Origin of the sequence: Mesorhizobium sp. CA6 (assembly GCF_020165035.1) — a bacterium.
Lineage (GTDB): Bacteria > Pseudomonadota > Alphaproteobacteria > Rhizobiales > Rhizobiaceae > Mesorhizobium.
The window spans coordinates 429,163-454,396 of sequence record NZ_JAIUHI010000002.1; the positions used below are offsets into that span (position 1 = coordinate 429,163).

General features: G+C 64.5%; 10 protein-coding genes. 4 read left to right on the forward strand and 6 right to left on the reverse strand.

What is annotated here, in order from left to right; all coding sequences use genetic code 11:
• Positions 1–269: 269 nt before the first annotated feature.
• The 6 genes from LB526_RS04265 to LB526_RS04290 form a co-directional block, all read right to left on the reverse strand.
• Positions 270–2,603 (reverse strand): ABC transporter ATP-binding protein, encoded by a 2,334-nt coding sequence (locus LB526_RS04265; protein WP_224626337.1) that lies wholly within the window; start codon positions 2,601–2,603, stop codon positions 270–272.
• Between the two features lie 50 nt (positions 2,604–2,653).
• The gene (locus LB526_RS04270) at positions 2,654–3,811 is read right to left on the reverse strand and encodes an ABC transporter permease (RefSeq protein ID WP_140839587.1); all 1,158 of its coding nucleotides are present in this window, start codon (positions 3,809–3,811) and stop codon (positions 2,654–2,656) included.
• A 12-nt stretch (positions 3,812–3,823) separates the two neighbouring features.
• Positions 3,824–4,858, reverse strand: coding sequence for an ABC transporter permease (locus LB526_RS04275; RefSeq protein ID WP_140699362.1), 1,035 nt, complete (start codon positions 4,856–4,858; stop codon positions 3,824–3,826).
• A 148-nt stretch (positions 4,859–5,006) separates the two neighbouring features.
• Positions 5,007–6,665, reverse strand: a complete 1,659-nt coding sequence (locus LB526_RS04280) for an ABC transporter substrate-binding protein (RefSeq protein WP_224626339.1) — start codon at positions 6,663–6,665, stop codon at positions 5,007–5,009.
• Positions 6,666–6,941: 276 nt separating this feature from the next.
• A complete protein-coding gene (locus LB526_RS04285; protein WP_224626341.1) occupies positions 6,942–12,995 on the reverse strand; it encodes a translocation/assembly module TamB domain-containing protein in 6,054 nt (2,017 codons plus the stop codon).
• Positions 12,996–12,997: 2 nt separating this feature from the next.
• Positions 12,998–14,926, reverse strand: coding sequence for an autotransporter assembly complex protein TamA (locus tag LB526_RS04290; protein ID WP_224626344.1), 1,929 nt, complete (start codon positions 14,924–14,926; stop codon positions 12,998–13,000).
• Positions 14,927–15,203: 277 nt separating this feature from the next.
• On the opposite strand from LB526_RS04290, the gene LB526_RS04295 reads away from it, so the two are divergent.
• The 4 genes from LB526_RS04295 to LB526_RS04310 all read left to right on the forward strand — a co-directional run bounded on the left by LB526_RS04295 (position 15,204) and on the right by LB526_RS04310 (position 25,157).
• Positions 15,204–20,684 carry an alpha-2-macroglobulin family protein gene (locus tag LB526_RS04295; RefSeq protein WP_224626347.1) on the forward strand — a complete coding sequence of 1,827 codons (5,481 nt, stop codon included), beginning with the start codon at positions 15,204–15,206 and terminating at the stop codon, positions 20,682–20,684.
• Positions 20,685–20,895: 211 nt separating this feature from the next.
• The gene (gene pbpC / locus LB526_RS04300) at positions 20,896–22,986 is read left to right on the forward strand and encodes a penicillin-binding protein 1C (protein ID WP_224626348.1); all 2,091 of its coding nucleotides are present in this window, start codon (positions 20,896–20,898) and stop codon (positions 22,984–22,986) included.
• Between the two features lie 187 nt (positions 22,987–23,173).
• On the forward strand, positions 23,174–23,926 hold the full coding sequence (locus LB526_RS04305) for a M15 family metallopeptidase (protein WP_224626350.1): 753 nt from the start codon (positions 23,174–23,176) through the stop codon (positions 23,924–23,926).
• Positions 23,927–24,128: 202 nt separating this feature from the next.
• A complete protein-coding gene (locus LB526_RS04310) occupies positions 24,129–25,157 on the forward strand; it encodes a sulfate ABC transporter substrate-binding protein (RefSeq protein WP_095768927.1) in 1,029 nt (342 codons plus the stop codon).
• Positions 25,158–25,234: the final 77 nt, after the last annotated feature.

Here is a 25,234-nt window from a genome sequence, read left to right on the forward strand (position 1 = left end):
CTAGGGCGGAGCAAGGAGCGTAGCGACGCGCGCAGACCCTAGAATCCATTCCGTTACCTAGACCGAAGTGTGCAACGGTGCAGAATTTCTGGGCCGCCGCGGCGCTTCCATGTCACGGCATGGATCCTCGGGTCTGCGCGCGTCGCTATGCTCCTTGCTCCGCCCGTGGATGACGATCGCGATAGGCGTCTCGGCCAATCGCCAAGGCATGGGCTTTGCCAACGCAGACATAGCCAACCCGTCAAAACTTCTATGTTAAGGAACCGGGTCTAGTGCCGCCTTGTCGTGTCCTTCGGCCTTGAGACACCGGTTTCCGAATCCTCGTCGCGCACTTCGTGGCGACGGGCTTTGAGCACCTGGTCGTTCTCCTCGACGCCCTTTCCGATCGCATCGGCCTCCGCGCTGGCGTTTTTGCCGTCGGGCCGCTGCGGCGGCGAACCGGCAAAGCCTGGCCCCTCGCCGTGCGGCGCATCATCCGGCACGCCTTCACGCTCGGCATGTTCCTTGTCGAACTTGATGACCGGTTCCATCTTGGCCAGGACATCGTCCGAGAGCCAGCACAGGCTCATATGGCCGTTGCCGAGATTCTTCACCGGCGGCACCTTGGTCTCGCACAGATTGTCGGGCACCAGCTTCTTGTAGCCGCAGCGCGTCTGGAACGGGCAGCCGGTCGGCGGGTTCATCGCCGACGGGATGTCGCCTTCCAGCACGATGTGCTTCTTGACCACGCTGGTGTCGGCGATCGGGATCGCCGACAGCAATGCCTCGGTATAGGGGTGGTAAGGCGGCGAGAAGATCTGGTCGGTCGTGCCTTGCTCGACGATGTAGCCGAGATACATGACGACGACGCGGTCGGCGATGTAGCGCACCACCGACAGATCGTGGCTGATGAACAGCATCGTGGTCTTGTTCTTGCGCTGGATGTCCATCAACAGCTCGGTCACCGCCGCCTGCACCGAGACGTCGAGCGCCGAGACCGGCTCGTCGGCCACCACCACCTTGGCGTCGCCGGCAAAGGCGCGCGCGACGCCGATACGCTGCTTCTGCCCGCCCGACAACTGGCGCGGCTTGCGCGTTTCGAAGGCGCGCGGCAGCTTCACCAGGTCGAGCAGTTCCAGCATCCGCTGGCGCCGCTCGGCGACTGTCCTGCCGACTTTGAACTTCTCCAGCGTGCGGATGATCTGCGAGCCGACCGTGTGGCTGGGGTTCAGCGTGTCGAACGGATTCTGGAACACCATCTGGATCGAAGACACCGTCTCGACATTGCGGCGCTCGATGCCGGTCGACTGGATCTCCTTGTTGCCCAGCGTCACGGTGCCGGAGCTTGCGGTCTCGAGGCCCAACAACACCTTGGCGAGCGTCGACTTGCCGCAGCCGGATTCGCCGACGATCGCCACCGTCTCGGATTCGCGCGCGGTGAACGAGATCGTCTCGTTGGCCTTGACGACGCGGCCTTCGCTGGAGCCGAACACCTCGCTGCCGCCGACCTTGTAGTATTTCTTGAGATCGTCGATCTTGAGCACCGGCGCGCCGGGCTCGACCTTTTCGTTGACCTTCTTGGCACCGGGCGGCAGCGCCTCCCAGTCGATCTCGTTGAACCGCACGCAGCGCGAGAAATGGCCCTCATGGCCCTCGACCGGGATCATGGGGATTTCCGCGGCGTTGCAGACGCCCTCGACGAAATGGTGGCAGCGCGGCCCGAAATTGCAGCCCTTCGGCCGCTCATGCGGCAGCGGCAACTGTCCAGGAATGGAGATCAGCGGCCGCGAGTTCTTGTCGGCGCCAGGCAGCGGGATCGAGCGGAACAGCCCTTGCGTGTAGGGATGGCGCATCCGGTCGAACACGTCCTCGATCTTGCCGGTCTCGACCGCCTCGCCCGAATACATCACCGTGATCTTGTCGCAGGTCTCGAGGATAAGGCCGAGATTGTGCGACACGAAGATCATCGAGGTGCCGAACTTCTCGCCCAGACCTTTGACCAGCTCGACGATGCCGGCCTCGACGGTGACGTCGAGCGCCGTCGTCGGCTCGTCGAGCAACAAGAGCGCCGGCTTGGAAAGCAGAGCCATGGCGATCACGATGCGCTGCTGCTGCCCGCCCGACAGCTGGTGCGGATAGGAGCGCATCATGCGCTCCGGATCGGGCAGCTTCACCGCCCGCACCATCTCCAGGGCGCGGTTGTAGGCCTCTTCCTTCGACACCTTGTCGTGGATCAGCGGCACTTCCATCAGCTGCTGGCCGATCTTCATCGCCGGATTGAGGCTCGCCATCGGCTCCTGGTAGATCATGGCGATCTTGTTGCCGCGGATCGAGCGCAGCTCATCCTCGGAGAGCTCGCCCATGTCCTTGCCCTGGAACTTGATCTTTCCGCCGACGATCTTCCCGATGTTGGAGAGGTCGCGCATGATCCCGAGCGACACGGTCGACTTGCCGCAGCCGGACTCGCCGACGATGCCCATCGCCTCGCCGGGCATGACCGTGCAGGAAAAATCCATCACGGCCGGGATCTCGCCCTTGCGGGTGAAGAAGGAGATCGAGAGGTTCTCGATCTCGATGATCGGCTGACTGGTCGCCTTGGCTGGATCTCGAACTGCCTCGTTCATGGGTCGCTCCAATCCTTGGTCCTTGGAAGATGGGGTCGAAAACCCCGCCATCAATCTTTCATCGACTGTTCACGCAGCGAATCCGCCAACAGGTTCAGCCCCAGCACGAACGACATCAGCGCAATCGTCGGCGGCAGCGCCGGGTGGATGAAGGACCGCAAGAGGCGGCTGGCGTCCTTGATCGCGGTGCCCCAGTCGGGGCTTTCCGGCGCCAGGCCCAGGCCGAAATAGCCGAGCGTTCCGAGCAGGATCGTCGTGTAGCCGATGCGCAGGCAGGCATCGACGATCAGCGGACCGCGCGCATTGGGCAGGATCTCCCACAGCATGATGTACCAGGGCGATTCACCGCGCGTCTGCGCCGCCGCCACATAGTCGCGCGTCTTGATGTCCATGGTCAGCCCGCGCACGATGCGGAACACGCCCGGGCTGGAGGCGAACACCACCGCCACGAAGATGTTGAGCTGGTTGGGATCGATATGGACGATGCGCAGCGGATCCTTGTCGAAGACGAGGCCCGTATAGATCCAGCCGCCTAGGACCAGCGTGATGCCGAGCAGGATATAGAGCCGGTCCGGCCGGTTCTTGTAGCGGGTCCAGAACAGCACGCAGAAGAAGATGATCGGGAACAGGAAGAACAGTCCCGCCATCCCATAGGGGATCGGCGTGTCCATGATGCCCGGCGTTACCAGCAGGTAGAACAAGAGGATGACCGGGAAGGCCAGCACCAGATTGGCAAGGAACGACAAGAGCGTGTCGATCTTGCCGCCATAATAACCGGCCGGCAGGCCGAGCGTGATGCCGACCATCAGCGCGAAGCCGGTGGCGGCCGGCGCGATGATCAGCACGATCTGGCTGCCATAGACCATGCGCGAGAACACGTCGCGGGCAAGCTTGTCGCCGCCGAAATAATAGACGAGCTTCGACGCCGGCTCGATCGCCCCGGGCAGCGTGTCCTTCATCACCGAGACCTGTGCCAGCGGATCGAAGGGCGAGATGGTGGAGGCGAAGATCGCCGTGAACAGCCAGAACAGGCAGATGAAGACGCCGGCGATGCCGACGCCGCTGTCGAAGAGCTGGCCGTAGAGCCCGAGCCGCTTCTTGTAGGTAAAGCTGGCGCCCATCACCAGGATGAGCCCGACCCACACCGGCCAGAACCGCCAGAGCACGCCGATAACCACGTTGAAGGCGCTGATATATTCGGTTTGCATCGGCCCCTGCCCCTACTGAACCCTAATACGCGGATTGAGAAACGCGTAGCCGACGTCGGAAATCAGCTGCGTGATCAGCACGATGAACACCGAGACTAGCGAGCAGCCGAGCAGCAGGTCGATGTCGTTGTTGCCGGCGGCCTCGACCAGCGTGTAGCCGAAACCCTGGTAGCGGAACATCACCTCGACGATGACGACGCCGGTGAGCAGCCACGGGAACTGCAACATGATGACGGTGAAGGGCGCAATCAGCGCGTTGCGCAACGCATGCTTGATCACCACGCTGCTGAAGGACAGGCCCTTTAGCCGGGCGGTGCGGATATATTGCTGCGTCATCACCTCGACCATCGAGGCGCGTGTCATGCGCGCGATATAGCCGATGCCGTAGATCGCCAGCGTGATCACCGGCAGCGTGAAATTGTAGAAGGTGATGCCCTGGCTGGCGGACGCCGCCGAGCCGTTCAGCCAGCCGAGCCAGGATGCGAAGATGACGGTGAAGATGACGCCCGACACATATTCGGGCGTCGCCGTCGAGGCGATCGAGGCCACCGACAGCACGCGGTCGGTGCGCGAGCCCTCGCGCATGCCGGCGAGAATGCCGATCAGCAGCGAGATCGGCACCATCACCGCCAGCACCCAGAACATCAACAATCCGGTGGCGCCGAGGGCCGGGAACAGCTTGGCCGCGACCGTCGTCTTGAACTTGGTTGAGCAGCCGAAATCGCCTTGCAGGACGCCCGAGAATGTCGGCTCGGCCGGGTCGTTGCAGAAGGAGAAGCGTTGCGTCGTCTTGCCGGTCGCCGGATCGGTGATCGGATGCTTCGGCAGGACACCCAGCCACTGGCCGTAGCGCACGAAGAAGTTCTGCCGGTAGCCATGATTGACCAGCCAGCTTTCGAGCTGGTCGGCTGGCGTGTGCATCTCGGTCTGGCTGATCGCCAGTTTCTTCAGATTGGGCTCGAGATTGACGAGAAAGAAGACGACCAGCGTCAGGCACAGCATCGTGAGCAGTATCGTGCCGATGCGTCTGGCGATGAATGAGAACATGTGCCCCCCTGCCGGCCGGGTTGGGGTCAGATACGTTCAACCCTGTTTCGAAAAGCGGATGACGCCCCGCCGCCGCTGCACGATATGCAACGGCGACGAAGCTGCAAATACGAGGGGCCGCGGCCCCTCGTATCCATCGTGCTATGGATCATGCCTGCTCGAGCCAGACCTTGCCGAAGTCGTGCTCGTAGGTGGGGTGCATCGAGTGGTTCTTCACCTCGGGCTTGATGTTGATGTAGAGCTTGCGCCAGTAAGGCTGGATGATGATGCCGGAATCTTGCAGGGTCTGCTCGATATCCTTCATCACAACCTTGCGCTTCTCCGCATCGGCGATGCCGAGCGCCTCGTTCACCTTCTTGTCGAAGTTCGGATTGGCGTAGGCCGTCTCGTTCCAAGCTTCACCGGTGCGGTAAGCGATGGCGATCACCTGGATGCCCAGCGGGCGCATGTTCCAGTTGGTTTCCGAGAACGGATACTTCGTCCAGTCGTTCCAGAAGGTCGAGCTCGGCAGCACGGTGCGCTTCACCTTGATGCCGGCTTCGCGCAGCTGGGCGGCGATCGCGTCCGTGGTGTTCTTGTGGTAGTCCTCGTCGTTGCTGATCAGCTCGTGCTCGAAATCGATCGCGCCGGCCTCCGTCAGCATCTGCTTGGCCTTGGCGATGTCGCGCTTGACCTCCGGCAGCTTGACGTATTCCGGATGGATCGGCGCGACGTGGTGGTTTTCGGCCGGCGTGCCGGCATTGCCGTAGCCGAGCTGCAGCACGGTGGCGTTGTCGACGGCAAGCAACATCGCCTGACGAACCTTCTGGTCGTCATAGGGCTTGTGGGTGATGTTGAAGCGCGACACCACGGTGGCAGCCGTCACGACTTCCGAGACCGGAGCGCCGACGTCGGCGATGATCTTGATGTAGTCGGCGGTCGTTTCGTGGTTGGTCTGGACTTCGCCCGACTCGAAGGCCGAGACGGTCGCGGCCGGATCGGTGCCGTAATCGATGAACTCGACGCCGTCGAGGAAGGCCTCGCCCTGCCACCACTTGCCGGTCTCGCGGCGCTTGTAGACCACCTTCTGGCCGACGTCGTAGGAGACGAGCTCGAACGGACCGGTGCCGATCGGGCAGCTCTTGAAGTTCGCGCCCTTCTCGTCGAAGGTCTTGTGCACGACCAGCGCCGGATAGTCGCAAAGGTTCGGGATGATGGCGATGTCGGGCTTGGTCAGCTTGAGCTTGACGGTCATGTCGTCGACCTTGACGACGGAGCCTTCGCGCAGCTTTTTGGTCGTGTCGTCGACGAGGCTGCCGAGGCGGCCAGGCATGGAGTTGCCTTCCGCGCCCTTATCCGCCCAGCGCGTGAAATTGTAGATCACGTCGTCGGCGGTGAACTTGTCGCCGTTGTTCCATTCGACGCCCGGCCGCACATGCAGCGTGTATTCGGTGGCGTCGTCGTTGATGTCCCAGCTCGCCAGCAGATACGGCGCGAAGGTATATTCCTTCGTGTATTTCACCAGCGGCTCGAGCGCCTGGCGCTCGGCATTGGAGATTTCGGACCAGTCGGCGGTGCGTGGATCCTTCGGATCTTTGATCGACATCGCGACCTTGAGCACGCCGCCCTTCTTGCCCTGCACGTCCTCGGCCCGGGCCGGGGTCGGCGCGGCGAGGCCGAGCATGCCATAGGCCATTGCCGTCGATGCGCCGAAGACGCTGGCCATAGCCAGGAATTCGCGGCGGTCCACACCGCCCGATTTGGCTTCTTCAGCCATTTTCAGGATGTGATCGGGAACACGATCACCATTGCTCTTATAGATTGCCATGACTTACTCCCATTGTTGGCTTTCCGCCTTTTAACATTCCGCATCCAGACCGTGATGTCAAAACACGGTGTGGAGTAGGAACATGCCAGGGAATGTGCATCTTTGGCTACAACCCGGTTCGCGCGTTAGCGACAGTCTTGACGCAAATTTGTTATCGCGAGGCGGATTTCCCAAAAAATCGTTGCGGGCGATTAAATCAATACATTTTATACGGATAACGGCCCCGTCCCCGCGGCGGCCAGCCTGCTGGGCAGACACAGAAGCGCCGGCGCGGCCTCAATATTCGCGTTCGTAGAAGACGCCGCCCTTGGCTTCGCCGGCATCATTGGCCTCGCCGCGCAGCTTCACGCCGCGACCGACATTGAGGTCGATCGTGGCCTTGCCGGAGCCCGGCTTGTCGCCCTTCTGTATGGTCACATAGGTGCGGTCGTTAAGGTATTTGCCGGCCGAAACCGCGGTGCCGCCCTTCTCGTCCGTCGTCACGTCGAGATCGTCGACGCCGATTGCGTTGCGCAGGTTGTCGAGCAGCGAGGTCGTGCCGCCGGCGCCTGCCAATTGCGCGGCGGCGTCGGCGAGCTGGGCGATCTGCAGCGGTGACAGTCTGGACATGGATTGACCGAAGATGAGCTGCGCCAGGACCTCGTCCTGGGGCAGCGCCGGCACCGAGGAGAAGTTGAATTTCGGATCGGTCGCCTCGCCGGAAACCACGATTGTCACGGTGGCACTGCTTGTCGTGGTGGTCGCGGTGAGATTGAGGTAAGGCACCAGCGATCCCTGGAACCCGACCGTGCCCTCCGTGAATGTCAGCCGTTTTGCAAGGATCGTTAGCCGTCCGCGCTGCAAGGTGAAAGTGCCCACAGCCTGCGGTGACGACGCCGGGCCGGTTAGTTTGAGCGAGCCGCCGAGCTCGGCGTCGACGCCCCTGCCCTGGATGAAGATCTGGTTCGGCGCGTTGACCGTCACGTCAAGGATCAGGCCGCTGCCGCCCTTGCTGCTGCCGCTGGACGTTGGCGGGCGCAGCGCCTTGTCCTGTGCCCGCACGGCGCGTGGCGCGTTCTTGTGCTTGACGTTGAGTTCCGAGAGTGACCCGGGCAGCTTGTCCGGAACGGTGATGACCGTCCTCGCCAGATTGATGGTGCCGGCGATCACCGGTGCCGAGACCAGCGGCCCCTTGACGGTCAGGTCGCCGCCAAGATTGGCGGTCACCACCCGGCCGTCGGTGTAGCGGCCATCGCTGAGCTTGATCGACAGGTCGGCCGGAAAGCCTTGCGCCGGCGTGATGCCCACCGTGCCGCTGGCCGACAGGCTGCCGCGCGTCGACAGCTGTCCGGTCAAGCGATTGATCCTGGCGACGCCGCCGCCGATCGAAACGTCGGCGTCGATATCGTTGACCGCCAGGCCGGAACGCGCATCGATAAGGCGCGCGCCGGATGTCGTGACTTTGCCGCTGATCACCGGCGCGGATGCGGGACCGCGTACCTGCACATCGACATTGGCAGTGCCGTTGAGCGCCAGACCTTGCGCGGCGAGCTTGGCGGCAAGGAAGGAAAACGGCACCTTGCCCTTGAAGTCGAGCGCCAAGGTGGGCGTGCCTGCCGTCGCCACCGTGCCGCCGCCCTTGAGGCCGAGGCCGGCGCCATCGCTGATGTCGGCATCGAAGGCGAGCTTGTTGCCGACGAAGGTTCCCGACGACGACACATTCATGCCGCCGAGGCCGGCGCCGCGCGTCTGCGAGGTCTGCACGCCGGCGGCATCGATCTTGAAGGCGGCCGATGGGGTCGCCGGCGCGCCGGTGACCTTGACCGTGCCCGAGACCGAGCCGGCCGCGTCGAGACCCGGCGAGAAACTGTTGGCGAGCGAGACCGGCACCCGAGCCAGATTGGCGTTGATGTCGAGCGTCTGCGCGACCTTGCCCGTCACCGTCGCCGTGCCGCCGCCGAGATTCAGCACCAGCCGGTCGAGCGTCGTCACCCCGTTGGCGATGGTCACGGTCGAGGCCTGCGCGATCGCGGCCTTGATGCCCTGCATCGTCGCCTGGCCCGACGCGAGCTCGACCGTCGTCGTGCCGTTGGCGATCCTCACCCGGCCGGCTGCCTTCGCCGGGATGTTCTTGACGGTTGCGCCGCCGGAAAAACCGGTCCAGTCGCCGTCGCGCTTGAGATCGACATCGATGCCGGTGATGGCGGTTCCGCCGGAAGTCACGCTCTCGGCGCGCACCGTACCGGCAATGACCGGTGCTGCCATGTAATTCGCGATCTGCGCGTCAATGGCGACATTCCTGGCGGAAAGATCGCCGCGCTTGATCTCGGAGGTGTTCGCCTTGACGGCGACATTGGGCCCGTTGGCTGCCTTGGTAAAAGCGATCGTGCCGCGCACATTGCCCTCGGCTTTTTCCAGCGCCAGCGCGGCCAGCGGCCCGATATCGGGCAAGTCGAGCGAAACGGTGCCGACCGGCACGAAGGCATCGTCGAGCGCGAGATCGCCGGCAATCTTGTTCGGACCGAGCGACAGCAAAAGCCCATTGATCGCGCGGCTGCCATTGGTCGTGGCGAGCACCGCGCTGCCTTGCAGATTCTGCCCGGCGACATTGCCGGTGAGCTCAACATTGGCCGCCGGATTGGCGGCATCGGCCTTGCCGCTGGCCGTAAGCTTCAGTCCCGTGATCTCGCGCGCCGCCACGGAAAGCCGGTCGCTGCTCACCGTCATCGACAGGTCCGGCGTGGTGACCGGGCCTTGCGCGTTCAAGACAAAGGCGATGGCGCCCTTGGCGTCTTTCGACAGCCCCGAAACATCGCTCAAGGCGCCTCTGATTCCGGCGGCCAACCTGCCGTCGGCAAGGCTCGCCTGCCCGTCGGCGCTGAGCGCGCCGGAATTCAGCTTCAGCCTGTCGACATTGACATTGCCATTGGCATCGCGCTTCAGCGAGGCGCTCAACGCAGCGCTCTCGCCAAGCATGCCGCGCACCGCCGCCGGTAAGGCTGAAGAGGCGACATTGGCGTTCATATTGAGGTCGACCGAACCGTCGCCCAGCGATATCCGGCCGGCGACCTGGCTGTTGAGCGCATCGCTTCTCAAGGAGCCGCTGTCGACGGCAACGGCATCGGTCGTCAGGCGGCCATTGACCTTTGCGGTGACCTTGCCGGCGATCAGCGGCGCGATCGTCGGATTGTCGAGGCCAATCCTGTCCACCGACACCGTGCCGGAAACCTGACCTGCCCGCCCCTTGAGGTCGAAGGCATCCGAATGCAGCGCCAGGATGAGGCCGTCGACCGTCGCCTGGCTGGCGGCAATGGAAGGAAGGATCGCGGACACATCGAGCCGCGCCTGCGTGCTTTCGCCCGCCATCTTTGCCGACAAGGACTGGACGGCGATCTTGACCGGGCTTTGGGCGCTGCCGACGGTCAACGGCAGGCTGGCTCCGGATGAGGTAAGATCGAGAGAGAAATCGCTGGCGCCGTTCGGGTTGAGAGTGCCGGCGGCCTTGCCTGAAATCCCTTCGCCCGAAAGCGTGGCGTGGTCCAGGGCGACGCCGCCCGCCAGCGTGTAGGTACCGGCAGCGTCCAGATCCAGCGGCCCGAGCCCCGCCTGCCGGGTCTGGCTGGTCTCGGCGCCCGCCAACTTCGCGTCGAACTGAATGTCGGGATTGGACGATGGACCCGTGACGTGTGCCGTGCCTTCCAGCGTTCCGGCCCCGTCGAGGCCGGGCACGAAATCATTGGCGAGCGCCAACGGGAGGTTAGCGAGGTTTGCTGTCAGGTCCAGGGCCTGACCGGCGCTCCCGGAAACCGTTGCCGAGCCGCCGCCGAGATTGAGCGCGAGCTTCTCGATGGCGGTCACGCCATTGGCGATGGAGAGGCTGGAAGGCTCGGCGATGGCCGCCTTGATGCCGCGCACCGTCGCCTCGCCGGAAGCGATTTCCACGCTTGTCGTGCCGTTGGCGATCTTCACGCGGCCGGTGGCAGTGGCCGGAATGCCGGACGCCGTGGCGCCGCCGGTAAAGTTCGTCCAATCGCCGTCGCGCTTCAAATCGATGCTGATGCCGCTGATGACCGTGGCGCCGGAGGTCACGCTGCCGGCCTTGATCGTGCCAGAGATCGCCGGCCCTTTCAGGTAGTTGGCGATCAGCGCGTTGACGGTGATGGCTTTCGCCGCCAGATCGCCGCGCGCGATCGACGTGCTGGCCGCATTTATGGTGACGGTCGGTGCCTCGCCGTCCTTGGCGAAGGCGATCGTGCCGTTGATATCGCCGGTCGCGCTCTGATTTGCGAGCACCGCGAGCGGTCCGATGTCGGGCACGGCAAGCGTCAGCGTGCCGAGCGGCAGGAACTTGTCGTCGAGCGCGAGATCGCCCGAGACCTTGTTGTCGCCCAGCGCCAGGCTGAGACCCCTGATCGAGCGCTTGCCGTCGGCCGTCACCAGCGAGGCTTCGATGTCCAGCGCCTGCCCCTCGGCGCTGCCCGTCAGCGAGATTTCGGCGGACGGGTTGGCGATGTCGGCCTTGCCCTTGGCCGAGAGTTTGATGTCGTTCACGGTGCGGCCGGCGGCCGTCAGGCTGGCGCTGTCTGCTGAAACGGAGAAATCCGGCGCCCAGCGCGGGCCGCTCGTGGTCAGCGCGAAATTGACCCCGCCGGCAAGCGGCGTGCCGGCGAGCGACGACAGTGGCGAGACATCGCCCAACGTGCCTTTGACGCTGGCCTGGATATCCGATCCTTGCATGCTGCCGGTACCGCTGGCGCTGAGCGAGCCGGAACTGATCTCCAGCGAATTGGCGGCGAACGCGCCTTGCGGATCGCGCGTGGCGGTGGCCGAGAATTTCACCCGCTCGCCAAGCAGCGAGCTGATCTGCGGCGGCAATGCCTTCGAGACGGTGTCGGCATTCATCTTCAGCGTCATTGAAAGGTCGGCCAGCACCACATTTGCCGTCAGCCCGGCATTGAGCGCATCGCTGCGCAAGGTGCCTTTGTCGATGGTCACGGTCTCGCGGCTGATCGTGCCGGAAAGGTCCGCGGCGAGCTTGCCGGTCACCAGCGGCGCCAGTGTCGCCACATCGGTCTTCAGGCCGGCGGCCGCGAGCTTGATGGCGACCGGGCCGCTAAGGGTCTCGACATCGAAGCCGTCGGAATGGATCTCGCCCGTAATATTGTTGAGCTGCGTGCCCCCGACGGCGACCGAAGTAAGCGACGTGCCGATATCGACCATCGGCGCCTTGCCGTCGCCGAAGGCGCGCACCGTGGCCTTTTCGACCGCGACCAGGATCGGAACCGCGCTGTTGCCGACATCGACGGTGACCGGCTTGTCCTTGGCGGAGAGCTCGACCGCCAGGTCGCTGGCGCCCTTCGGATCGACATTGCCGGTGGCAGTGCCGTGCACCGCATCGCTCTCTATGATGGCCTGCTCGATATCGATCCCACCCGACGCGGTCGCCGTTCCGGCAAGGTCGAAGCTCGTCTTACCCGCAAACAAAGCCTTTATCTTCTCCGGCAGGAACTCTTCGAACTGGCCGTCGCCCTTGGCCTCGATGCGGTGGCCCTTGTCAGTGAGCTGGTGCCGGCCGGTCAGTTGGCTGACGATCCGACCGTCGACCATGAAGGTGCCGACGCCGCTCCAGTTGGCCAAAGGCCCGCCGCCGGAAACGACGATGTTGACGGGCGGCGCATCCGGCAGCTTGAGCAAATTGGCGATGATGCCGCCGGCCGGTTCCGACGCCTTGAGGTCGAGGTCGAGCTTGTTGTCGGCCGGCGCAAAGTGGATCTTGGCGTCGACATTGCCTTGCTTGCCGTCATGGCGGCTGACGTTGAGCACGCTTTCGATCGCCAGCGGCGACGGATCGGCCTTGAGCGAACCCTTGGCGGCCAGTTCGGCGATGCCGCTGCCGGCAAGCTCCTGTCCAAGCGCGATCTCCGGCAGGTCGATCTGCTTCACGTCGATCGACACCGGCAGGCTGGACGAGCCACCTTGCGATGGCTGCTGGCTCGGTTGCGGCAGCCGCGCCAGCTCGATGCGCTCGGCGGCTAAGTGATTGGCATTGAAATTCCAGGACAGCAGCGCCGCCGGCGACCAGTCGAGCGCTACCTTGCGCGCCACCATCCAGGGGCCGGCGCGGTCTTCCAGCACGATGTGGTCGACCCTGAGCGCGCCCGACCAGATGCCTTCGATGCCGCTGACCGTCACCTTGCGGTCCTCGCTCGAAGCCACCTTCGAAATCAGGCCGGCAAGATTCTGCCGGCCGCCTTCGGTGCCGGTCAGAACGACAAGCGCGCCGATCGCCACCACGAGCAGCACAAGCAGCGCGTAGAGGCAGATACGGAGGATGCGCCAGACCATCTTCATCGTCAGAACGCCTGGCCGATGCCGGCATAAATGCCGAAATGCGGATCGCCCGGATCGCGGTTGAGCGGCACGGCAGCGTCGATGCGCAACGGCCCGAAGGGAGTAATATAGCGCAGGCCGACGCCGGCGCCGACCTTCACATTCGAGAAATCGGGGAAGGATTTGGTCGAGACGGTGCCGGCATCGACGAAGGGCACGATGCCGATCGTGTCGGTGACGCCGATGCGCATCTCGACCGAGGTTTCGAAGAAGGAGAGACCGCCGATCGGCTGGCCGTTGATATCCTTCGGGCCGATGCCCTGATATGCATAGCCGCGCACCGAGCCGCCGCCGCCGGAATAGAAGCGACGGTCGGCCGGCACGTTCTGCAGCCCGGTGCCGACGATCGAGCCCAGCGTCGCGCGCTCGGCGAGCACGAACCGGCTTGCCGTGTCGAGCGACTGGTAGGTGTAGCCCTCGCCCTTCAGCTTCAGGAACGTCGCGCCGTTCAATATGTCGTAGCTCGGCTCGGCATAGGCTAAGAATCGGAATCCCCTGGTCGGGTTCAGCTTGTTGTCGCGGCTGTCATAGACATATTGCAGCGGCACGCTGGCGATCAGATAGGTATGCTTGCCGAAGGCGTCGGTGATCCTCGAATAATCGAGGTCGAATTCGGCCGACACCCTCTGCTTCTTGTCGAGATCGTAGGAAACGCCGACGTCGCCCTTGACCGAGAAATGGTCATAGGCATCGGGGTGTTCGAACACCGTCTTGATGCCGGTGAAGAATTTCGACGTCGGCCCGAGCACGCCCGGCTTCTCGAACATGACGCCGGCGTTGTAGTTGAGCGCGGAAAGGCTGTTGTTGCCGATGCCGCTGATCGATCCGTCGATGCGCAGCTTCTCCGCCTGGCCGAACAGGTTGCGATGGCCCCAGTAGCCTTCGAGCCCCAGGCCTTCGGTATTCGAGAAGCTGCCGCCGACGCCGAAATAGCGCGGCTTGCGCTCGCTCACCTGGACGCCGATCGGAATGTTGCCGTTGGCGTCGAGCCTGTCGCCTTCCTTGATCGTCACGCTGTTGAAGACCTCGAGCCCGAGCAGCCGGTCGCGCGCATCGTCGATCTCCTGCGGCGAATATTGCTGGCCCCGTTTCAGCCCGGTCATGTATTCGGTGAAGTCGCGATCGACCTTTTCCGTGCCCTCGACCGTCGTGTCGCCATAGCCGGCGACCGGGCCGGCGGCCACCGTCAACGTCACGTCCAGCGTCGAGCTGGTGTGCTCGGCGACGATCTCGCGGTTCGTGACCTTGGCAAGCGGCCTGCCCTCTTCCTTCAGCGCCCGCACGATCAGCAGTTCGGCCTTGAGCACTGCGCCTGAACCGGCATCGCCGCCGGCGATCAGGCCGAAATCGGCTGCCGCCAACCCCGCCGCATCGCCCTTCAGCCGGATGTTGCCAAGCGTGAATTTCGCCCCGGGGGAAACCGTTATGACCACCGGAATGGGCTGTGGCCCCTTGAATTCGGCATCCGGCGGCAATTCGTCGATCGACTTGCCCTCGATCGTGATGGTGACCACGCCTTCGTAGCGAGCATCGGCGTAGAGGGCGGCGACGAGCTGTTCGCGGTCGCCGCGTGCCTTGGCCATCAGGCCGAGCGATCCCGATACCGGATGATCCTCGTCATTTTTCAGCGCCGAGGCATTTTCGAGCCTCTTGACCAAATCCTTGTCGGCGTCAGGCGCATTGATCGTCACCGAGTAGCGCAGCGGATCGACGATGTCGGCATCCTCGTCCTTGGACGAGCCCCAAAGCTTGATGCCGAAAATCTCGAAAGCCGCCGCCTGCCGCACCTCTGTGGCCAGCACAGTCGAGCAGATGAGCGCGAAAAGCAGGGCGCGCGGAAGCCCGCGCCCTGGCGCGATCCCCTTTGACATCTGCGTTTCATGCGCCGGCATTAAGACAACCTAGTCGACAAAACTAAAATTGGAATGAAGTTCCGCAACGTTCGTAAAGGGGCCACAATCCAATTGTCTGAAATAGACCGGGCTTGGAATTCACACCTTTTGCGATTTCGCAAGAAAGTGTGATCCGTCTCACAGAGGTTCTGTCGAAATACCGGCCTTTGGCCGGCATGGAAACCGTTCGCGGGTGATAAACCTGCGGCGCTCCGGCGTTGACAAGCCTGCACGAAGCTTGATCATGCCCGGACGCTGGCGATGTCTGGAGGGTGGTATGGCAATGCGCGCGGCTCGTGGTCTCTTCTTCCTTCTCCTTGTCTTTTTCGCCCTGGGCGGGGCGGCCTTTGCGGCAGAAGCCCGGCGAATCGTGACGATCGATAATTCCGACTATTTCGGCTTCGACCTGAGGTCGGAGCAGAATGTCAGCCTCGACCAGTGCAAGACCGCATGTCTCGGCGATCCGGCCTGCCGCGCCTTCACCTACAACACCAAGGCCAAATGGTGTTTTCTCAAATCCGACTATAACCAGTTGAAATCCTTCACCGGCGCAGTCGCCGGCAAGGTCGCCAATGTCGACGGCGATCCCGATATCGGCGCTCCGCCGGCACTGGCTTTTTTCCCCAACTGGATGGCCGACCAGGCCCAGCAGTTTCGCAACAAGCTGACCGATCCGGCCTATGACAAGCCGACCGAAGGGCTTGCCGCCCTGCAGGCCGCCGCCGAGCAGGCATCGCTTACCGGCGACCATCGCCTTGCCATGCAGAAATACCAGGCCGCGGTCTCGGTGCTGCCCGATGACGGCGCGCTGTGGCTGGCGCTGGCGCGCGAGACGCTGGCCGTGCAGCCGGCGTCGAACACCACCGAACCTTCGACTTTGCCGATGAATGTCACCTCGGCGGCCTTCAACGCCTACAAGCTGGTGCGCACGGCAAAGACCCGTGCCGAGGCGCTGGCGCTGCTTGGCGCCGGCCTCGACAAGCGCGACCTCTACCGGCCCTCGCTGCAGGCCTATGAGGCAAGCCTTGCGTTGGTGAGCTCGCCGGCCGTCCAGGCCGACTATGCCGACCTCAAGGCGCGCAAGGGTTTTCGCGTCGTCGAGCACACCGTTGATGCCGATTCCTCCTCGCCGCGCATCTGCGCCCAGTTTTCCGAGGAACTGGTCAAGACCGGGGTCGATTATTCGCAATTCGTGACGGTCGACAACGCCGCGCCCAAGGCCGTCGAGGCCAAGGACAAGCAGATCTGCGTCGAAGGCCTGGAACACGGCCAGCATTATGACGTGACCTTCCGCGCCGGCCTGCCGTCGGCGATCGGCGAGACGATCGCCGCGCCCGTCGTGCTGTCGATCTACGTCCAGGACCGCGCTCCCTCCGCCCGCTTCACCGGCGACAGCTTCGTGCTGCCGGCCGGGGCGCGCCGCGGCATCCCGGTCGTCACTGTCAACATGAACGCCGCCAAGATGACGCTCTACCGCATTGGCGATCGTTCGCTGGCGCAGCTCCTGTCCGGTTATCAGTTCCTGCATCAGCTCGACGGCTATGACATTTCCACCATTTCCGACCAAATGGGCTCGCCCGTCTGGTCGGGCACGCTCGAAATCGCCAATGATCTCAATAAGGAGGTTACCACTTCGTTCCCGGTGGATGAGGCGATCCCGCAGCGCAAGCCCGGCGTCTATGTGCTGACCGCGCAGCCGGTCGACGACAAGAGCGACGACTATGGTTCACGCGCCACGCAGTGGTTCGTCGTCTCCGATATCGGCCTTTCCACCTATACCGGCCAGGACGGCCTCAACGTCTTTGCCCGTTCGCTGGGCTCGGCCAAGCCGATCTCCGGCGCCGAATTGGCGCTGCTTGCCAGGAACAACGAGATTCTCGGCACGGCGACGACGGACGCCGAGGGTCACGCCGTCTTCAATCCGGGCCTCACCCGCGGCGAGAACGGCATGGTGCCGGCCGTGCTGATGGCCAAGCAGGGCGACAACGACTTCGTCTTCCTCGACATGGGCAAGGCCGGCTTCGACCTGTCGGATCGCGGCGTCGAGGGGCGCGCCTCGCCAGGCGCCCTCGACGTTTATGCCTGGACGGAGCGCGGCATATACCGCGCCGGCGAGGACGTTCACGTCGCGGCCCTCGCCCGCGACGGCGCGGCAAAAGCGGTCGAGAACCTGCCGCTGACCTTCATCTTCACACGACCAGACGGGGTCGAGAACCGCCGCATAATCAGCAATGGCGAGTCCGCCGGCGGCCACGCCGTCGACCTGCCGCTCGAGGCCAACGCCATGCGCGGCACCTGGACGGTGTCGATCTACACCGACCCCAAGCAGTCGCCGGTCGCCAGCCAGATGTTCCTGGTCGAGGATTTCGTGCCGGATCGCATCGAATTCGACCTGACCGCCGACAAGAAGGAGATCGCCCAGGGCGAGACCGCCAACGCTACCGTCGACGGCCGCTTCCTCTATGGCGCGCCGGCCGCGGGCCTCGCGCTGGAAGGCGAGCTGACGCTGTCGACCACAAGCACCTGGGACAGCTTCAAGGATTTCACCTTCGGCCTGGCCGACGAGCAGTCGGGCGAGCCGACCGTGACGCCTCTCGCCAACCTTCCGGTGGTCGGCGATGACGGCAAGGCGACTTTCCCGGTGACGATCGACCAGTTGCCGTCGACCACCAAGCTGGTCAACGCCAAGGTCACCGTGCGCATGCGCGAGGCCGGCGGCCGCGCCGTCGAGCGCTCGCTCGACATCGGCGTTCGCCCGCAGCGCGATGTCATCGGCATTCGCCCGGATTTCGAGGGCGATGAGGTGCCGCAGGGCGGCACCGCCAAGTTCAGCATCATCGCCGTCGACCCCAACGGCAAGCGCGAGGAGCTGAAAGGCGCGCAGTGGTCGCTGGTCAAGGTCGAGCGCAACTATCAATGGTACCGTTCCAACAATTCGTGGAACTACGAAGCGGTCAGCCTCACCAAGGCCGTCGCCAACGGCGCGGTCGACCTCAAGGCCGATGGCGAGGCGACGGTGTCGCTGCCCGTCGACTGGGGCCGCTACCGGCTCGAGGTCGAGACGGCCGATCCCGACGGTCCGGCCACCAGCTATGAGTTCGATGCCGGCTGGTATGTCGCCTCCACCACCACCGAGACGCCCGACGGCCTGGAGATCGCGCTGGACAAGGATGCTTATGCCCCCGGCGAAGTCGCCAAGCTGAAGGTCTCGCCGCATTTTGCCGGCGAGCTTCTGGTCACCATCGGTGCCGAAAAGCTGCTGAAGACCGTCACCGCTTCGGTGCCGGCTGGCGGCAGCACCGTAGACATCCCCGTCGGCGACGACTGGGGCGCCGGCGCCTATGTCACGGCGACCTTGTTCCGGCCCGGCGATGCGCAGGAATCGCGCATGCCTGCCCGCGCCATCGGCATCCAATGGCTGTCGGTCGATCCGGGCTCGAAGAAGCTCGCGGTCAGCCTGACGCCGCCGGAAAAAACCGTGCCGCGCCAGCAGCTGTCGATCCCGGTCGCCGTCAACGGCGCCCAGGCCGGCAGCAATGCCTATGTGATGGTGGCTGCCGTCGATGTCGGCATCCTCAACCTCACCAACTACAAGGCGCCCGATCCCGAGGACTGGTTCTTCGGCCAGCGCATGCTGGGGCTGGAGATCCGCGATCTCTACGGACGCCTGATCGACGGCTCGCTCGGCACCATGGGCAAGATACGCACCGGCGGTGATGGGGCGAACATGCAGGCGCAAGGCAGCCCGCCGACGGAAAAGCTGGTCGCCTTCTTCTCCGGCCCGGTCGAGCTCGACGCCAATGGCAAGGCGCGGGTCGATTTCGACATCCCGCAGTTCAACGGCACCGTGCGCATCATGGCCGTCGCCTGGACCAAGGATGCGGTCGGCCATGCCCAGACCGACGTCATCGTGCGCGATCCGGTGGTGATCACCGCCGGCCTGCCGCGCTTCCTGGCGCCGGGCGATGCGACGACCATGCGCCTCGACATCGCCGACACCGACGGCCCGGCCGGCGACTATGCACTTTCGGTCACCACGACCGGCGACCTGTCGACCGGCGACAAGCCACTGCCCGAGAAGCTGACGCTCGCCCAGGGCAAGCGGCAGTCGCTCTCCTTCCCGCTGGTCGCCAAGACCGCGGGCGACGCTTCGGTCACGGTCAAGCTCGCGCATGCCGATGGCACGGAAGTCGAGCAGACGCTCTATTTGCCGGTGCGCCCGGCGCAGCTTCCGGTCACCAACCGCATGGTTGTCGACCTCAAGCCCAACGGCGGCTCGCTGCGCGTCGACAAGGAACTGCTTGCCGCAAGCGTGCTCGACGGCGCTTCGGTCAGCGTCGGCGTCTCGCAGTCGTCCGCGCTCGACGTCCCGTCGCTTCTGATGTCGCTCGACCGCTACCCCTATGGCTGCGCCGAGCAGACCACCAGCCGCACCATGCCGCTGCTCTATGTCAACGACATGGCCAAGAGCATCGGCATGGAGAGCGATCCGGACCTGCATGGCCGCATCCAAGACGCCATCTACAAGGTGCTGTCCTACCAGGCGGCAAGCGGCAGCTTCGGCCTCTGGGGCCCCGGCTCCGGCGATCTGTGGCTCGACGCCTATGTCACGGAGTTCCTGACCCGGGCGCGTGAGCAGAAGTACGATGTGCCGGCGCTGGCCATGAACCAGGCGCTCAACAACCTGCAGAACGCACTCGGCTACGACCAGGACGTCCAGGACAAGGGCAGCGAGATCGCCTATGCGCTCTACGTGCTCGCCCGCAACAAGAAGGCCTCGATCGGCGACCTGCGCTATTATGCCGACACGCAGCTCGAAGCCTTCTCCAGCCCGATGGCCGTCGCCCAGTTGGCGGCGAGCCTGGCGCTCTACGGCGACGCGCAGCGTTCGGAAGCCACCTTCCAGACGGCGCTCAGGCTGGCGCAGTCGGAAACCGACTACGACTACTACCGCTCGGACTACGGCTCGCGGCTGCGTGACGGCGCGGCGATGCTGGCGTTGGCGGCAGAATCGAAGCCGGTGCCGAGCATCATGCCGCAGCTGATCAAGCTGGTGGGCGTGGCACGCGCGGACGCCCGCTGGACGAGCACTCAGGACGAATCCTGGATGCTGCTCGCCGCGCGGGCGCTGAAGGAAGGCAATGATTCCATCACGCTTTCCGTCAACGGGGCGCCGCATTCGGGCGGCTATTCCGACCAGGTCGCCGGCAGCGAGCTTGTCGACAGCCCGCTCACCATCGCCAATACCGGCGCGACGCCGCTGCAGGCGGTGGTGACCGCGGTCGCCGCGCCGGTCGAGCCGCTGCCGGCCGGCGGCGACGGCTTCACCATCGCGCGCACCTACTACAAGCTCGACGGTACCGAGGCCAACGTCACCGAGGCCAAGCAGAACGAGCGCTACGTGGTCGTGCTCAAGGTCTATGAGCAGAACAAATGGCCGTCGCGGCTCCTGATCACCGACCTGTTGCCGGCCGGCTTCGAGATCGACAATCCGAGCCTGGTTTCCAGCGCGCAATTGTCGAACTTCTCCTGGCTGGCGCAAACCGACGCCGCGCATCTGGAGTTCCGCAACGACCGCTTCGTCGCCGCTTTCAATCCGAACGAAGGCGACGGCGACCGCAACATCACGCTGGCCTATGTCGTGCGCGCCGTGACGCCGGGCACCTACGCCCATCCGGCGGCGACGGTGGAGGACATGTACCGGCCGCAATACTCGGCCCGCACCGCCACCGGCGTGATGGAGGTGAAGGCCGAGTAAGGAGCCGAGGAAATATAGACCGGACGATGGCGCTGCCCCTCATCCACCTGCCGGCACCTTCTCCCCCTGTAGTGACGGGGAGAAGGGGACCGTCACGATTGTTGGCCACTTTCCTGCAGCGTTGGAAATTGGCGAAAGCCTCTGCGCAGGCCCCTTTCTCCCCGTCACTATACGGGGAGAAATGCCCGGCAGGGCAATGAGGGGCAGCGCCATGCTCTCGAGGAAATTCCTGCGTCGAACAGCCATCGCCGGGATTTCTCTAGCCGGCTTCGCGGCGCTTTCAGTCGCTGCCCTTTGGGAACTCGACCGCGCCTTCCCGCCGCCGCTGCCGGCAAAGCTGACGGTCTCGACGGAGGTGCAGGACCGCGACGGTCAGCTGCTGCGCGCCTTCGCCACGCCCGACGGCTACTGGCGGCTCGAGACCCGGCTCGACCAGGTCGACAAGCAATTCGTCGACATGCTGGTCACCTATGAAGACAAGCGCTTCTGGGACCACCGCGGCGTCGACCTCCTGGCGCTCTGCCGCGCCGCCGGCCAGCTCGTCACCAGCGGGCATATCGTGTCCGGCGGCTCAACCTTGTCGATGCAGCTTGCCCGGCTGATCGAGCCGCGCGACAGCCGCAGCCTTGGCTCCAAGCTCAAGCAGATGCTGCGCGCCATCCAGATCGAGCGGCGGCTCACCAAACAGGAAATCCTCGAACGCTACCTGACGCTGGCGCCCTATGGCGGCAATCTCGAAGGCGTGCGCGCCGCATCGCTCGCCTATTTCGGCAAGGAGCCGAAGCGGCTTACGGTTTCGGAAGCCGCCCTGCTCGTCGCGCTGCCGCAATTGCCGGAGAAGCGCCGGCCCGACCGCAATCTCGGCATTGCTCATGCCGCGCGCGACCGCGTGCTCACCCGTATGGTCTCGGCCGGCCTGCTCGGCGAACGCGAAGCCGCGCGCGCCGCGCTGGACGACGTCTCCGGCCTGCGCAGAAAATTGCCGGCGCTGGCCGCGCATGCTTCCTATGCCATGCTGCCCAGGGCCGTGCCAGGCAAGCCGCTGCAGCTCACCATCCGCAAAAGCGTGCAGCAGGGGCTGGAACAGGTGGCAAGGGATGCCGCCAGGAAGCTCGGGCCGAAACTTTCCGTCGCCATGGTCATGGCCGATGCGCGCACCGGCGACATTCTGGGCGAGGTCGGCTCGGCCGATTTCTTCGATGCCAGCCGCTCCGGCTGGATCGACATGACCAAGGTGGTGCGCTCACCCGGCTCGACGCTGAAGCCCTTCATCTATGGGCTGGCCTTCGAGCAGGGGCTGGTGGCGCAGGAGATGATCATCGAGGACAGCCCCGCCGATTTCGGCGGCTACCGTCCGAAGAATTTCGACATGGGCTACCAGGGCGACGTGTCGATCCGCCAGGCGCTGCAATTGTCGCTCAACGTGCCGGCGATCCGCGTGCTCGACGCCGTCGGTCCGGCACGACTGACGGCGCGCTTTCGCCAGGCAGGCGTCAACCCGATCCTGCCGGTCAACGAAGCGCCGGGCCTGGCGATCGGACTTGGCGGTGTCGGCGTGACCTTGCGCGACCTGGTGCAGCTCTATACGGGGCTCGCCAATGGCGGCAAGATGCACACGCTGCATGACGGCACCGAGCCGGCCGACGCCGAGCGCATCACCGCCACCATCCTCGAAGACCAGGCGGCCTGGCAGATCAACGACATCCTGTCCGGCGTGAAGCCGCCGGAAGGCGCCATGCAGCGCGGCATCGCCTACAAGACCGGCACCTCTTACGGCTATCGCGATGCCTGGTCCCTCGGCTTCGACGGCCGCTACGTGCTGGGTGTGTGGGTCGGCCGCGCCGATGCCAGCCCGATCCCCGGCCTGTCGGGCTATGTCTCGGCAGCACCCATCCTGTTCGAAGGCTTCGTCCGTTCCGGTCTTGCCGGCGTGCCGCTGCCCGGCCGGCCGCCGGGCGTCTTCAACCCCAAGCGCGAGGAATTGCCGGTGACGCTCGCCCGCTTCGGCGCCGGCGCCGACGGTCTGGTGCAGGCCACCGCCACCGAGCCGGCGCCGACCATCATCTTCCCGCCCAACGGCGCCCGCGTCGACCTCGGCACCAATTCGGCCGAGGCCACGCCGCTGGTGCTGAAGCTGCAAGGCGGCCGGGCGCCGTTCCGCTGGCTCGCCAACGGCAAGCTGCTCGCCGGCATCGACCGCCGCCGCACGGCGACCTGGCAACCCGACGGCACCGGCTATTCGACGCTGACGGTGATCGACGCTGTGGGCCGAGCCGCGAGCGTGAAGGTTTTCGTTGAATAGGATGCGGCAAACGATTCAGGGGATTGCGATTCTCAGCGTGATGTCCGGCGCGAGGCCCCCCTCTCTGGCCTGCCGGCCATCTCCCCCTCAAGGGGGGAGATTATTCGCTTCGTGGCCTTCGCTAGTCTTCAAAGTTGGAAAGGCGGGCCCAGCGCCGAAACTGCCAATCTCCCCCCTTGAGGGGGAGATGCCCGGCAGGGCAGAGGGGGGTGCCTCGCGCCGACTTTTGTCGAGAGCATTCTTCTCAGCGCTTGCGCTAGCAATCGCGAGCCCTCTCTCAGCCCGCGCCGATCCCCTCCCCGCCGGCTTCGTCAGGCTGGCCGACATCGACCCGACCATTCGCCAGGATATCCGCTACGCCGGCCTGGAAAATTTCCTGCACCGCAAAGCCGATGGCTATGAGGCGCCGGTCTGCATCCTGACCGCGCAGGCCGCGAAGGCGCTCTCCAGCGTCCAGAAAGCCATGACCGCCAAAGGCCTGACGCTGGTCGTCTTCGACTGCTACCGCCCGGCGCGAGCGGTTGCCGATATGGGCAGGTGGACAAGAGAAGGCGGCCGGCCTGACCCGCAATGGTATCCGACCGCCGAGCGTGGCGATCTCATCGCCAAAGGCTATATCGGCGAGTTCTCCAGCCATTCTCGAGGTTCGACGGTGGACCTTGCCATCGCCGAGCCCGGCAATAAAAGCGCGGTTCATCCGGCCTGCGGTGCGCCGGACGGCGACACGCTCGACTTCGGCACCGGTTTCGATTGCTTTGACCCAAAGAGCGAAACCGCCAGCGCCTTGATCGACGCCGAAGCCACCGCAAACCGCAAGACGCTGCTGATCGCAATGCGCGCCGCCGGCTTTCGCAACTATGCGCGCGAATGGTGGCACTTCACCCTGGCCAAAGAGCCTTTCCCAAAACAGCGCTTCGATTTCCCGGTTAACGCCAATTGAGGCGCCCTGGGGTTGTCATCACCCTGACCGCTTCTAATTAGGGCCGGCGGATGAAGCCCTGCGGCCGCTGGCTGAGGAAGTTATTTCCTCAACCGGCCTAAGCTCGGCGAAAAATTGCTTCGAGGAGACGAAAAAGGCAACATTCAATGCATCTAAATTCTATAAACTCGGTAGAGTTCGCAGCAGTTCAACGGAGGCCGGAATGACCAAACCTCATTTCAGGAAACTGCTCGGCGCGCTGGTCGCCACGTCTGTCCAGTTCGGCACACTCGGTTTCGCGTTTGCCGACACGACCATTCTGAATGTGTCCTATGACCCGACACGTGAACTCTACAAAGCCTATGATGAGGCGTTTGCCGCGCACTGGAAGGCTGAGACCGGCGAAACCGTCACCATCCAGCAGTCGCATGGCGGTTCCGGCGCGCAGGCCAGGGCGGTGATCGACGGCCTCGACGCCGACGTCGTCACGCTGGCGCTCGAAGGCGACATCAACGCCATCGTCTCGAAGACGAAGAAGATCAACCCGGATTGGCGCTCGAAGTTCGAGAACAACTCGGCACCTTACACCTCGACCATCATCTTCCTGGTGCGCAAGGGCAATCCCAAGGGCATCCACGACTGGAGCGATCTGGTGAAGGACGGCGTCCAGGTGATCACGCCGAACCCGAAGACGTCCGGCGGCGCCCGCTGGAACTATCTTGCCGCCTGGGCCTACGCAAACGCCAATGACGGCAACGATGAAGCCAAGACCAAGGAGTTCGTCGGCAAGCTCTATGCGAACGTCCCGGTCCTCGATACCGGCGCGCGTGGCTCGACGGTGACCTTCGCGCAGAAGGGCCTGGGCGATGTGCTGATCGCCTGGGAGAATGAAGCCTATCTCGCGCTCGACGAATTCGGCGCCGACAATTTCGACATCGTCTACCCGCCGACCTCGATCCTGGCCGAGCCGCCGGTCGCGGTCGTCGACGCCAATGTCGACGCCAAGGGCACGCGCAAGGTCGCGGAGGCCTATCTGGGCTGGCTCTATTCCAAGGAAGCGCAGACCATCATCGCCAAGAACCACTATCGCCCGGCCAAGCCCGACCTGGTGCCGGCCGAGGACCTTGCCAAGCTGCCGGCAATCAAGCTGGTCACCATCGACGACCCGCAGTTCGGCGGCTGGAAGAAAGCGCAGCCTTACCATTTCGGCGACGGTGGTATATTCGACCAGATTTACAAGCCGGCGCAGTGAGGCCGGACGGCCGGTGAGCCTCGGGCATGCCGGCGGACTGCAACTGCGCAAAGCCATTCTGGTTTGAATAGAAGGGA

Bases quoted from the DNA above. Each gene is read 5' to 3' on its own strand.
- LB526_RS04265 (WP_224626337.1), bottom strand. From the start codon at position 2,603: ATGAACGAGGCAGTTCGAGATCCAGCCAAGGCGACCAGTCAGCCGATC.
- LB526_RS04270 (WP_140839587.1), bottom strand. From the start codon at position 3,811: ATGCAAACCGAATATATCAGCGCCTTCAACGTGGTTATCGGCGTGCTC.
- LB526_RS04275 (WP_140699362.1), bottom strand. From the start codon at position 4,858: ATGTTCTCATTCATCGCCAGACGCATCGGCACGATACTGCTCACGATG.
- LB526_RS04280 (WP_224626339.1), bottom strand. From the start codon at position 6,665: ATGGCAATCTATAAGAGCAATGGTGATCGTGTTCCCGATCACATCCTG.
- LB526_RS04285 (WP_224626341.1), bottom strand. From the start codon at position 12,995: ATGAAGATGGTCTGGCGCATCCTCCGTATCTGCCTCTACGCGCTGCTT.
- LB526_RS04290 (WP_224626344.1), bottom strand. From the start codon at position 14,926: ATGCCGGCGCATGAAACGCAGATGTCAAAGGGGATCGCGCCAGGGCGC.
- LB526_RS04295 (WP_224626347.1), top strand. From the start codon at position 15,204: ATGGCAATGCGCGCGGCTCGTGGTCTCTTCTTCCTTCTCCTTGTCTTT.
- pbpC (WP_224626348.1), top strand. From the start codon at position 20,896: ATGCTCTCGAGGAAATTCCTGCGTCGAACAGCCATCGCCGGGATTTCT.
- LB526_RS04305 (WP_224626350.1), top strand. From the start codon at position 23,174: ATGCCCGGCAGGGCAGAGGGGGGTGCCTCGCGCCGACTTTTGTCGAGA.
- LB526_RS04310 (WP_095768927.1), top strand. From the start codon at position 24,129: ATGACCAAACCTCATTTCAGGAAACTGCTCGGCGCGCTGGTCGCCACG.